Below are 11,219 nucleotides of genomic sequence, written 5' to 3'. Positions count from 1 at the left end.
TCATACACGCGGCATGGCTGCATCAGGCTTGCGCCCATTGTGCAATATTCCCCACTGCTGCCTCCCGTAGGAGTCTGGACCGTGTCTCAGTTCCAGTGTGGCTGGTCATCCTCTCAGACCAGCTAGGGATCGTCGCCTAGGTGAGCCGTTACCCCACCTACTAGCTAATCCCATCTGGGCACATCCGATGGCAAGAGGCCCGAAGGTCCCCCTCTTTGGTCTTGCGACGTTATGCGGTATTAGCTACCGTTTCCAGTAGTTATCCCCCTCCATCGGGCAGTTTCCCAGACATTACTCACCCGTCCGCCACTCGTCACCCAAGGAGCAAGCTCCTCTGTGCTACCGTTCGACTTGCATGTGTTAGGCCTGCCGCCAGCGTTCAATCTGAGCCATGATCAAACTCTTCAATTTAAAGTTTGATGCTCAATGAATTAAACTTCGTAATGAATTACGTGTTCACTCGTTGAGACTTGGTATTCATTTTTCGTCTTGCGACGTTAAGAATCCGTATCTTCGAGTGCCCACACAGATTGTCTGATAAATTGTTAAAGAGCAGTTGCGACGCGCTTTAGCGCTCTGTCGCGAGGTGGCGTATATTACGCTTTCCTCTTTCAGAGTCAACCCTGATTTTCAGGATTTTTCTCTTCAACCGGACCGGCTGTTTGCGTGAAGTGATTCACATCCGCCGTGTCGATGGAGGCGCATTATAGGGATCCCATTTTTTAGCACAAGTGTTTTTTGGATCTTTTTTGCCGAATGCTTGTTTTTCACTCCTTTCGCTACATTCCTGTGCAATTTGGCTGATTTTTGATAACTAAATCACTTGCACAGTCTCAATAATCCAACCAAAGTCTTCATTACCGCCCTATTTTCATTGAGGTAAACATGTCTGATGTACTGCGTCCTTATAAGGATCTTTTCCCACAGATCGGCGAACGCGTCATGATCGATAGTAGTAGTGTTGTCATTGGCGATGCTCGTCTGGCTGATGATGTCGGGATTTGGCCACTGGTTGCGATCCGTGGCGACGTGAACTACGTACAGATTGGCGCCCGTACAAACATTCAGGATGGCAGCGTGCTGCATGTCACACATAAATCCACATCTAATCCGCAAGGTAACCCTCTAATCGTAGGCGAAGATGTGACTGTAGGTCATAAGGTCATGCTGCACGGCTGCATCATTGGCAACCGCGTTTTAGTTGGTATGGGATCGATTTTGCTGGACGGCGTAGTAGTAGAAGATGACGTCATGATCGGAGCGGGAAGCCTGGTCCCGCAAAACAAGCGCCTGGAGAGCGGATATCTGTATCTGGGAAGCCCGGTTAAACAAATCCGCCCATTAACTGATGAAGAGAAGGCAGGCCTACAGTACTCTGCTAACAACTACGTGAAGTGGAAAGATGAGTATTTAAGTCAGGGTAACCAGACCCATCCTTGATCATCATCCTGCTGGGCCAGGATCAATGCTTCAGCCTCTTCTTCCAGATCCCAGCGATATTCGCGAAAAGTCTCAAGCCACTGTTCAGGCGTGTCGCCGCCAAAGCGATGCGCCAGTGTCTCTCCTTTTATGGCACATTTTAGCTGCATACCATGAACCATCGCCGGGAAGACGACGGAATTAATATCCGCCACCCACTCTTCCCTATCAGGAAATTGAATTGCCTGATTCATGCAGAAAGTTCCTGTTGCAGTGTTTTAATCACTGGCTCAATCTCCGGCAGTACACCATGCCAGAGCAAAACAGCATGTGCCGCTTGCCCCACCAGCATTCCTAAACCATCGGCACAATGTTTTGCACCATGTAATACGCACCAGGAAAGGAACGGGGTATTTCCCTTCTGGTAGAACATGTCGTAGCAATAGACCGAAGAGTGAATAAGCGATGCAGGAATGGCTGGAACATCGCCGCTAATACCACTGGAAGTAGCGTTGATGATCAGATCGAAAGTGTAATTATCCAGCTCATCCATTCCCACCGCCTGAACGCTACCGGTATGGGAGAAGATCTGCGCCAATTCTTCGGCACGCGAGGCGGTACGATTAACAATAGTCACCGCGCAATCCATAGACAGGAGAGGCAGCAACACACCGCGGGACGCACCACCAGCCCCAATCAGCAGTATACGAGACCTGGGATGAATGAAAGACAAACGTTCAAGGTCGCTAAGCAGGCCGATACCATCGGTGTTATCCCCCAGTAAACGCCCATCCTCAAGCCGTTTTAGGGTATTGACCGCTCCAGCCAACGATGCCCGCTCTGTTAGTTCATCAGCACGCGCAAATGCCTCTTCTTTAAAGGGAACGGTAATATTGGCGCCCTTCCCCCCATCAGCAAAAAAGGCATTGAGCGTATTCACAAAGTTATTGATGGGCGCCAGCACCCGACCATAAGAGTGATCAATCTTCAGTTGCCGGGCAAATTGCTGATGAATAAAAGGCGATTTGCTGTGCGCTACCGGATTACCAAAAACAGCATAGGCTTCTTTCATATTACCCCTGTCGAAACTGTTCACCCGTCAAAGCATCTCTGATTTCCGAGGGATTTAAACGTCCGCCGGTATTACCTTCAACCACTGGAAAATTTTCCCCGAACTGCGCTCGTACTTCCTCTACCGTTCGGCAGGGTGGCAGTCCACTCAGATTAGCACTGGTGGAAACTAATGGCTTGCCATAAGCCTGACACAATGCAACCACCAGCGGATGATCCGTGACACGCACGGCGAGCGAATCAAAACGACCGGTCAGCCAACGCGGCGTTGTCACAGGGGCCGGGAAAACGAAGGTGACAGGGCCTGGCCAGCGCGCGAAAACAGCTTCACGTTGAGCATCTGTAAGCATGCTGTCATCAATATACGGTTTGAGTTGATCAAAATTTGCCGCAATCAAAATCAAACCTTTATCTATTGGACGTTGTTTGAGTTCCAACAGACGCGTTACTGCCGTTTCGCTGTCAGGATCACACCCGACACCAAAAACGGCTTCTGTTGGATAAGCGATGACATTTTCTTGTTGCAGAACCTCTATCGCAGCAGCGATGGGGTCCGTGGGCAGGTTTTTATTCACTTTTTTATTCCGCCGGGATCGGCTTTCCACATTGTTTACTGGCACAGAAATGCTTCACACCCTGCGCGGTTTTCTTTTCGATGAGTAGCGGATAGTGGCACTCTGGACACTCTCCGGCTAACGGTTTGAAGTTAATGACAAACTGACACTCCGGATAGCGATCGCAGGAGTAAAAGGTTTTGCCATAACGTGAACGCCGCTGAACCAAATGGCCCGTCTGGCATTGAGGGCATACTATTGCTGTTTCATCAGGCTTATCGATAAGCTCAGTGTGATCACAGGCTGGGTAAACACTGCACCCAATAAACATACCGAATCTTCCCTGCCTCAGCACCAGTTCAGCACCACATGCAGGGCAGAATTTACCCTCCAGAACTTTGACTATATGTCCGTCCGCAGATGATTTCAGCGGACGGACATAATCGCATTCTGGATAGTGTGAGCAACCGAGAAACGGGCCGTGTTTCCCGGAACGAATAACCAGTTCAGCCCCACATTGTGGACAGGGCTCGTTTTTACGCACCGTAAACAGTGCTGATTTAGCCATAACAACTCATACTGAATGAAGATTGATTAATGCAGCATACCTTCATTCACCTCAAAGAGTAATTCTTCCATTTGCTGATAGGCATTTTCGCAGCCTGGAATGTTGAACAGAACCATCAGGATCACCCACTTCAGGTCTTCCAGATCAAACTCAGCCGTATCCAGCGCAAGTACGCGCTCTATCACCATTTCTCGCGTTTCGAGGTTTAGCACCTGAATCTGCTCCAGGAATAGCAGGAACCCCCGACAGCTCGCATCCAGCCGCTCGCATTCTTCTGCAGTATAAATACGTACAGAAAGGGGATCTGATGCAAGCTGCATAGGTTCGGCAAGGCCGTCCTGATAATCAGCAAGCTTTTCCAGCCACAGTAACGCGTTGTAGATGTCTTCACGATCAAAACCAGCGTCGGTAAGATCCCGTTCCAGTTTGTCCTGATCCACACGCAGCTCAGCTTCGTTATGGATATATGTCTCAAACAAATACATTAGTACGTCGAACATGGCTTGCCCTCCTCAATCGGACATAGCCGCCGGGTACAGCTGCGATCCATCCTGCTAACTCCAGTTCGAGCAGTTGAGCCACTACCTCTGGCACAGGTTGGCCGGCACGTTCAGCGACGACGTCAACAGGTGTTACCTCATCTCCTACGTTAGCCAGGAGCTCTGAAAATGGCAATGCCACCTCTTCGTGATCCGGCGAATAAATTGATTTTTCAGGCTCATCTGGCAGCCATTGCAAGCCATATTGCAAACTTTCCAGTATTTCCTCTGGTGCCGTCACAAGCATGGCTCCCTGCTGAATAAGCCAATGGGGACCTTCACTTCCCGGACTCCCTATCGGTCCAGGCAAAGCAAAAACCTCCCGTCCTTGTTCCAGTGCACAGCGTGCAGTGACTAATGAACCGCTACGCTGTGCCGCTTCAACAACCAGTACTCCCTTACTTAGACCACTAATAATGCGATTTCGTCGGGGAAAATTACGCGGTAAAGGGAGTATATCCAAAGGAAATTCAGACACCAGCGCGCCTCCGGCCTCTATCAAATTTTCAGCAAGACGAACATGTTGTCGCGGATATATAGTTTTCAGACCATTTCCCAGTACCGCAATACTGGCCCCGTGTGTGTTTATCGCTGCAGTATGCGCCACACCATCAATCCCTTTAGCCAGTCCGCTAGTGATCGTCACACCACATGCTGCAAGCTTTTCACAGAACAACCGCGCCCATCGTTCGCCATACCAGGAGTGCTGCCGACTGCCGACAACAGCAACTTGAAATGAGTGAAGACACTCAGGGCGACCAGCAATGAAAAGTACGCCAGGGTAATCCTCAATAGCACGCAGCTGCGGCGGAAAATACTTGCTGTCGGCAAAAACCAGATGATGATGGGGTAACTCAAGCCAACGCAGTGTTTTTTCCAGTGACTGCTCAGAAAAGGCCTGAAAACGTTCGACCTGGCGAGGAGTGAGCCCTGCATGCCGAAGTATCGTATTGTTAATACTCGGTTGAGCAATAAGCCAGTGAGCAGTGCGCACCATCTCATCACCATACAGTTCATTCACTTGTGCTAAACGTAACCAAATCTCAATATGGGTCATCCCTGTTCCCCTGCCACAAGCTGTCCTGGCAATCTTTGCGATTGGTCACTGATGCTGTCAATCGGAGGGGGTTTTGTCTAGAATAGAGGTAATAATCTTTCCAACTCCTGAACACAACTCTGGATAACTATGTCAGTTTTGCAAGTGTTACATATTCCGGACGAGCGTCTTCGCAAAGTCGCAAAACCGGTTGAAGAAGTGAATGCAGAAATTCAGCGTATCGTTGATGATATGTTCGAAACGATGTACGCCGAAGAAGGTATTGGTCTGGCCGCAACACAGGTCGATATTCATCAGCGCATCATTGTTATTGATGTCTCTGAAAACCGTGACGAGCGTCTGGTATTAATTAACCCAGAGCTGCTAGAGAAAGACGGCGAAACAGGCATTGAAGAAGGTTGCCTGTCTATTCCTGAACAACGTGCATTAGTACCACGCGCTGAAAAAGTAAAAATTCGTGCGCTTGATCGCGACGGCAAGCCTTTTGAACTGGAGGCCGATGGCCTGTTGGCTATCTGCATCCAACATGAAATGGATCACCTGGTCGGTAAACTGTTTATCGATTATCTGTCTCCGTTGAAGCAACAACGTATTCGTCAGAAAGTTGAAAAACTCGACCGCCTGAACGCCCGAGCTTAAGGACAAGAATCAACGTGTCAGACTCACTACGTATTATTTTTGCGGGTACACCTGACTTTGCAGCGCGTCATCTCGACGCGCTGTTGTCTTCTGGACATAACGTCGTTGCCGTGTTTACCCAACCGGACCGCCCTGCGGGACGTGGTAAAAAGCTAATGCCCAGCCCGGTGAAAGTGCTGGCGGAAGGAAAAGGGATACCCGTATTCCAGCCTGTATCTCTTCGTCCCCAGGAAAACCAACAACTGGTTTCTGATCTGCACGCAGATGTAATGGTGGTGGTGGCATATGGCCTGATTCTACCAAAAGCCGTACTGGACATGCCGCGTCTGGGTTGTATCAACGTTCACGGTTCTCTGCTTCCACGCTGGCGTGGGGCCGCGCCGATCCAGCGTTCATTGTGGGCAGGCGACACCGAAACCGGTGTAACCATCATGCAGATGGATGTCGGTCTGGACACTGGCGATATGCTGCATAAGCTGTCCTGCCCAATTACGGCAGAAGATACCAGCGGTTCGTTATACGACAAGCTGGCAAATTTAGGGCCTCAGGGGCTGATTGAAACGCTAAAACAGCTTGCTGCTGGCACACTAAAACCAGTCGTTCAGGATGAATCTCTGGTCACGCATGCAGAAAAACTCAGCAAAGAAGAAGCCCGTATCGACTGGTCACTTTCAGCCGCTCAGCTGGAACGCTGTATCCGCGCCTTTAACCCGTGGCCAATGAGCTGGCTTGAAATAGAAGGTCAGCCAGTGAAAGTCTGGAAAGCTTCTGTTATTGCTGCGAACACACAGGCTGCACCAGGCACCATCCTCGAGGCGACAAAGCAGGGCATCCAGGTCGCAACAGGCGACGGCATCCTGAATCTCATCGCTTTACAGCCTGCCGGCAAGAAAGCGATGAGCGCACAGGATCTGCTCAATTCGCGTCGGGAGTGGTTTGTGCCCGGGAATCGTCTGATCTGACGGTTCATCTCTTTTAAAGCCCGGAGCCTCCGGGCATTTTTATTTTTGCGCTTATGAAAAAACATCTTAATTTACGCAGTATGGCGGCCCAGGCTGTCGAACAGGTTGTCGAAAAGGGCCAATCGTTGAGTAACGTACTGCCCGCCATGCAGCAAAAAGTAGCCGACAAAGATAAGGCGCTGTTGCAGGAGCTTTGCTTCGGCGTCTTGCGAACGCTCTCCCAACTGGAGTGGATGATTCAACAGTTGATGGAACGTCCGATGACGGGCAAACAGCGCACGGTCCACTATCTGATTATGGTTGGCTTCTACCAGCTTTTGCATACTCGTATTCCGCCACATGCTGCGCTGGCTGAAACCGTCGAAGGTGCAGTCGTTATCAAGCGACCTCAGCTAAAAGGGTTAATTAACGGTGTATTACGCCAGTTTCAGCGCCGCCAGGAAGAACTGGTCATCGAATTTGCACAAAGCGAACTGCGTTTTTTACACCCCTCATGGCTGGTTAAGCGTATCAAAAATGCCTATCCACAGCAGTGGGAAACGATTCTTGCAGCCAATAACCAGCGACCGCCGATGTGGCTACGTGTCAATCGTAACCACCATACGCGCGACGCCTGGCTGGATCTACTTACCGAAGCGGGATTAACCGGCTTCCCGCATCCGGACTATCCGGATGCGGTGCGTCTGGAAACGCCGGCTCCTGTGCACGCCCTCCCAGGTTTTGACGAAGGCTGGGTGACCGTCCAGGATGCTTCTGCTCAAGGATGCGTGACCTATCTGTTACCGAAAGACGGCGAACAGATCCTCGACCTGTGCTGTGCGCCGGGCGGTAAAACCACTCACATTCTGGAAGTTGCCCCGCAAGCTAATGTGGTGGCTGTCGATGTCGATGAAAAACGGCTGTCGCGTGTCTATGACAACCTGAAACGCCTTGGTATGAAGGCAACCGTTAAACAGGGCGATGGTCGTTACCCCGAACAGTGGTGCGGCGAACAGCAGTTTGATCGCATTTTGTTAGATGCACCATGCTCTGCCACTGGAGTCATCCGTCGCCATCCAGATATAAAGTGGTTGCGTCGCGATCGGGATATTGCTGAACTCGCCCAACTACAGGCAGAAATACTTAATGCGACCTGGGCACATCTGAAACCAGGTGGCACGCTGGTTTATGCAACCTGTTCTATTTTGCCTGAAGAGAACCAACAGCAAATCTCTGCCTTCCTGGCACGAACACCAGACGCTCTATTAAGTGAAACGGGTACGCCGGAACAACCAGGATGTCAGAATTTACCGGGTGCAGAAGAAGGTGACGGTTTCTTTTACGCTAAGCTAATCAAGAAGTGATGAAATAACGGGTCGCAACTGATGAAAATTATCATTCTGGGCGCAGGGCAAGTTGGCGGTACGTTGGCTGAGAACCTGGTCGGAGAGAACAACGATATCACGGTAGTCGATACCAATGGTGAGCGTCTGCGCAGCCTGCAGGACAAGTTTGATCTCCGTGTTGTGCAAGGCCATGGTTCTCATCCCCGTGTACTGCGTGAAGCCGGGGCTGACGACGCCGATATGCTGGTTGCAGTCACCAGCTCAGATGAAACCAATATGGTTGCCTGCCAGGTAGCATACTCACTCTTTAATACCCCCAATCGTATCGCCCGAATTCGCTCGCCGGATTATGTCCGCGATGCAGATAAACTGTTCCAGTCTGACGCAGTGCCTATCGATCACCTGATTGCGCCAGAACAGCTGGTTATCGATAGCATTTATCGACTGATTGAGTACCCAGGCGCGTTGCAGGTGGTAAATTTTGCCGAAGGTAAAGTCAGTCTGGCAGTGGTCAAAGCCTATTACGGCGGACCATTGATCGGCAATGCACTGTCGACAATGCGCGAGCATATGCCACACATCGATACCCGCGTTGCGGCGATATTCCGTCATGACAGGCCAATCCGTCCGCAGGGTTCCACCATTGTTGAAGCGGGTGATGAAGTATTCTTTATTGCAGCTTCACAGCACATTCGTGCTGTAATGAGTGAACTTCAGCGTCTGGAAAAACCCTACAAGCGTATTATGTTAGTGGGTGGCGGTAATATCGGGGCTGGTCTGGCCCGACGTCTGGAAAAAGATTACAGCGTCAAACTGATCGAGCGCAATCAGCAACGGGCATCCGAGCTTGCAGAGAAATTGCAGAATACGATCGTCTTTTTCGGCGATGCCTCGGATCAAGAGCTGCTGGCTGAAGAACATATTGATCAAGTTGATCTGTTTATCGCGGTAACCAACGACGATGAAGCTAATATTATGTCGGCCATGCTCGCCAAACGCATGGGCGCCAAGAAAGTCATGGTGCTGATCCAGCGTAGGGCATATGTTGATCTGGTCCAGGGTAGCGTGATTGATATTGCAATTTCACCGCAACAGGCCACCATATCTGCACTACTGAGCCATGTGCGCAAAGCTGATATTGTCGGCGTTTCTTCGCTGCGACGCGGTGTTGCGGAAGCGATTGAAGCTGTCGCGCACGGGGATGAAACGACATCACGAGTTGTCGGTCGCGCAATAGACGAAATTAAACTTCCACCCGGTACCATTATTGGTGCGGTAGTGCGAGGTAACGATGTGATGATAGCTAATGACAACCTGCGTATTGAGCAGGGTGATCACGTTATCATGTTCCTGACAGACAAAAAGTTTATTACTGACGTCGAACGACTATTCCAGCCAAGCCCCTTCTTCCTGTAAATATTTGGGCGCTTATATAGCGCCCATTTTATTTCCCTTTATTTTTCATGGTCTAATAAATTTTCCTTTCAGCAATACATAAATGGAAAATGTCTTAACATTTGTTAAACTTATAAACGTCAGCTGCATAGGGAGAATAAAATGAGCATTATTAAAGAATTTCGCGAATTCGCGATGCGCGGGAATGTTGTCGATTTGGCAGTGGGTGTCATTATTGGTGCGGCATTCGGTAAGATTGTTTCATCGCTGGTTGCCGATATCATCATGCCACCACTGGGGTTGTTAATTGGTGGGATCGATTTTAAACAGTTTGCTTTGACATTACGCGATGCGCAGGGAGATATCCCGGCTGTCGTTATGCATTACGGTGTATTTATTCAGAACGTCTTTGATTTCATTATTGTGGCGTTTGCAATCTTTATGGCGATCAAACTGATCAACAAACTGAATCGTAAAAAAGAGGAAGAACCTGCAGCACCGCCAGCTCCCTCTAAAGAGGAAGTATTGTTAAGTGAAATTCGTGACCTGCTGAAAGAACAGAATAATCGTTCCTAAACGTTCACTAAAACAAGAAGGCCAGTGGTAAAAAAGTGATTCACTTTCTTGCCACTGGCCTCCCAGTTACCCCGATTGCCATGTTTACCTTTACGCAGATAACTACCTTTCCCTTTTTTATTCTTCTCAATACGCTGCCTGAAAAGTGGATCATGCAGAAGCGCCTCAATGGCGTTGTCCTTTATCTGCCCCTTGGTATGCTGATAACGGCTCATAATATCTCCAGCTTGTGGTAACAATTTACGCCGCGAGTGTAGACCCGCCCGTTCAATAAATCAACAGCCTGCTGTCGTGCCACTGGCACCTTGTTCAAGTGCCTCCAGAATAGAACAATAGACGCTGCTGTGTGCCTTTCCGCAGCATGCATCATTCAATCGCTGCAACGATCGTTGCATCGTTTGAAGTTCGGCTATACGGGCTTCAACTTCCTGCAATCTATCCTGAACGATCCCTTTTGATTCCTGACAGGTATGGTGCTCCGGATCGACACGGATCGAAAGTAATTCACGTATAGACTCTAACGTAAAACCTAGCTGTCGCGCATAACGAATAAACTTAAGGCGTTGCAGATCACTTTCTGTATAGAGTCGAAATCCGCCTTCAGTACGTACTTCATGCTCCATCATCTGCTGTTTTTCATAGTAGCGGATAGTATCAGGTGTCACGTCGGCCAGTTTTGCTAATTCACCAATCCGGTACATACTTCCTCCGTTATTCAACATTAATTTTATGTAATAGTTTATCCGCGTATTCACCACGTAGAAACTCGGTGCTAAGTCCAGCCTGCCGAAGTTTGAGCTCAAGTAGCGACAGGCGTCGACTCACATCCTGATAACGAGGATCGTCCTGGCAAATACCTGCAAGTATATCAAGCAACTGTATCGCCTCTCTGCGTTGTTCGAGCTCAGGAGGAAGGCACCCAGAATTTTTTAATAAACGGTACCCGGCCCGAAGCTCCGGTGGGACATGAGAATCATCGTCGAGAGTAAGTGGCTCGCCTGTACCCGGTAAATCATCGAACTCGCCTTTAGATTGTGCATCAATGATATGGCGCTCTGCCCACTGGTCCAGTAACCACATACAACACCCCAGAGGATGAACAAAAAGAATACAG

Annotated in this window: 15 protein-coding genes and 1 rRNA gene (1 of these 16 only partly in view); 6 read left to right on the top strand and 10 right to left on the bottom strand. The window is 49.5% G+C overall.

Annotated elements, in window-relative coordinates:
• A 16S ribosomal RNA gene (locus OGX95_RS22320) occupies window positions 1-411 on the bottom strand; it reaches 1,120 nt to the left of the window's first position.
• Window positions 412-885: 474 nt separating this feature from the next.
• Between OGX95_RS22320 and OGX95_RS22315 the strand changes: the two genes are divergently transcribed.
• Window positions 886-1,440 (top strand): gamma carbonic anhydrase family protein, encoded by a 555-nt coding sequence (locus OGX95_RS22315; RefSeq protein ID WP_286631014.1) that lies wholly within the window; start codon window positions 886-888, stop codon window positions 1,438-1,440.
• Here the strand turns inward: OGX95_RS22315 and OGX95_RS22310 are convergent.
• Genes OGX95_RS22310 through dprA form a run of 6 tightly spaced genes read right to left on the bottom strand, consistent with a single transcriptional unit; the run spans window position 1,416 to window position 5,208 of the window.
• A complete protein-coding gene (locus tag OGX95_RS22310; RefSeq protein ID WP_286631013.1) occupies window positions 1,416-1,673 on the bottom strand; it encodes a DUF1488 family protein in 258 nt (85 codons plus the stop codon). The two genes, OGX95_RS22315 and OGX95_RS22310, sit on opposite strands and share 25 nt — an antisense overlap.
• Window positions 1,670-2,491 carry a shikimate dehydrogenase gene (aroE, locus tag OGX95_RS22305; protein WP_286631012.1) on the bottom strand — a complete coding sequence of 274 codons (822 nt, stop codon included), beginning with the start codon at window positions 2,489-2,491 and terminating at the stop codon, window positions 1,670-1,672. The genes OGX95_RS22310 and aroE overlap by 4 nt, the downstream gene beginning before the upstream one ends.
• A gap of 1 nt (window position 2,492) precedes the next feature.
• The gene (tsaC, locus tag OGX95_RS22300) at window positions 2,493-3,065 is read right to left on the bottom strand and encodes an L-threonylcarbamoyladenylate synthase type 1 TsaC (protein WP_286631011.1); all 573 of its coding nucleotides are present in this window, start codon (window positions 3,063-3,065) and stop codon (window positions 2,493-2,495) included.
• Window positions 3,066-3,069: 4 nt separating this feature from the next.
• Window positions 3,070-3,612 carry a DNA topoisomerase family protein gene (locus OGX95_RS22295; RefSeq protein WP_286631010.1) on the bottom strand — a complete coding sequence of 181 codons (543 nt, stop codon included), beginning with the start codon at window positions 3,610-3,612 and terminating at the stop codon, window positions 3,070-3,072.
• Between the two features lie 26 nt (window positions 3,613-3,638).
• The gene (smg, locus tag OGX95_RS22290; protein ID WP_286631009.1) at window positions 3,639-4,112 is read right to left on the bottom strand and encodes a DUF494 family protein Smg; all 474 of its coding nucleotides are present in this window, start codon (window positions 4,110-4,112) and stop codon (window positions 3,639-3,641) included.
• Window positions 4,084-5,208 carry a DNA-protecting protein DprA gene (gene dprA / locus OGX95_RS22285; protein ID WP_286631008.1) on the bottom strand — a complete coding sequence of 375 codons (1,125 nt, stop codon included), beginning with the start codon at window positions 5,206-5,208 and terminating at the stop codon, window positions 4,084-4,086. The genes smg and dprA overlap by 29 nt, the downstream gene beginning before the upstream one ends.
• A gap of 129 nt (window positions 5,209-5,337) precedes the next feature.
• On the opposite strand from dprA, the gene def reads away from it, so the two are divergent.
• From def to mscL, 5 genes are all read left to right on the top strand, one after another.
• Complete coding sequence (gene def, locus OGX95_RS22280; protein ID WP_040232019.1) at window positions 5,338-5,847, top strand: peptide deformylase; 510 nt, start codon at window positions 5,338-5,340, stop codon at window positions 5,845-5,847.
• A gap of 14 nt (window positions 5,848-5,861) precedes the next feature.
• Entirely contained in the window at window positions 5,862-6,809 is a 948-nt protein-coding gene (fmt, locus tag OGX95_RS22275; RefSeq protein WP_286631007.1) for a methionyl-tRNA formyltransferase, read from the top strand.
• 53 nt (window positions 6,810-6,862) lie between these two features.
• Entirely contained in the window at window positions 6,863-8,152 is a 1,290-nt protein-coding gene (gene rsmB / locus OGX95_RS22270) for a 16S rRNA (cytosine(967)-C(5))-methyltransferase RsmB (RefSeq protein ID WP_286631006.1), read from the top strand.
• A 21-nt stretch (window positions 8,153-8,173) separates the two neighbouring features.
• On the top strand, window positions 8,174-9,550 hold the full coding sequence (trkA, locus tag OGX95_RS22265) for a Trk system potassium transporter TrkA (RefSeq protein ID WP_115601380.1): 1,377 nt from the start codon (window positions 8,174-8,176) through the stop codon (window positions 9,548-9,550).
• A gap of 141 nt (window positions 9,551-9,691) precedes the next feature.
• Window positions 9,692-10,105 carry a large-conductance mechanosensitive channel protein MscL gene (gene mscL, locus OGX95_RS22260; protein WP_137383643.1) on the top strand — a complete coding sequence of 138 codons (414 nt, stop codon included), beginning with the start codon at window positions 9,692-9,694 and terminating at the stop codon, window positions 10,103-10,105.
• Here mscL and arfA read toward each other — a convergent pair.
• Genes arfA through OGX95_RS22245 form a run of 3 tightly spaced genes read right to left on the bottom strand, consistent with a single transcriptional unit; the run spans window position 10,102 to window position 11,185 of the window.
• A complete protein-coding gene (gene arfA / locus OGX95_RS22255) occupies window positions 10,102-10,320 on the bottom strand; it encodes an alternative ribosome-rescue factor ArfA (RefSeq protein ID WP_286631005.1) in 219 nt (72 codons plus the stop codon). The genes mscL and arfA overlap by 4 nt on opposite strands.
• A gap of 60 nt (window positions 10,321-10,380) precedes the next feature.
• Window positions 10,381-10,806 (bottom strand): Zn(2+)-responsive transcriptional regulator, encoded by a 426-nt coding sequence (zntR, locus tag OGX95_RS22250; protein WP_286631004.1) that lies wholly within the window; start codon window positions 10,804-10,806, stop codon window positions 10,381-10,383.
• Window positions 10,807-10,816: 10 nt separating this feature from the next.
• A complete protein-coding gene (locus OGX95_RS22245; protein ID WP_286631003.1) occupies window positions 10,817-11,185 on the bottom strand; it encodes a DnaJ family domain-containing protein in 369 nt (122 codons plus the stop codon).
• Between the last annotated feature and the right edge of the window lie 34 nt (window positions 11,186-11,219).

It is taken from the genome of Citrobacter sp. Cu233 (genome assembly GCF_030332225.1).
Classification (GTDB): domain Bacteria; phylum Pseudomonadota; class Gammaproteobacteria; order Enterobacterales; family Enterobacteriaceae; genus Citrobacter.
Note: the sequence above shows the minus strand (reverse complement) of the source record. Positions and strands in the feature narration are given on the sequence as shown.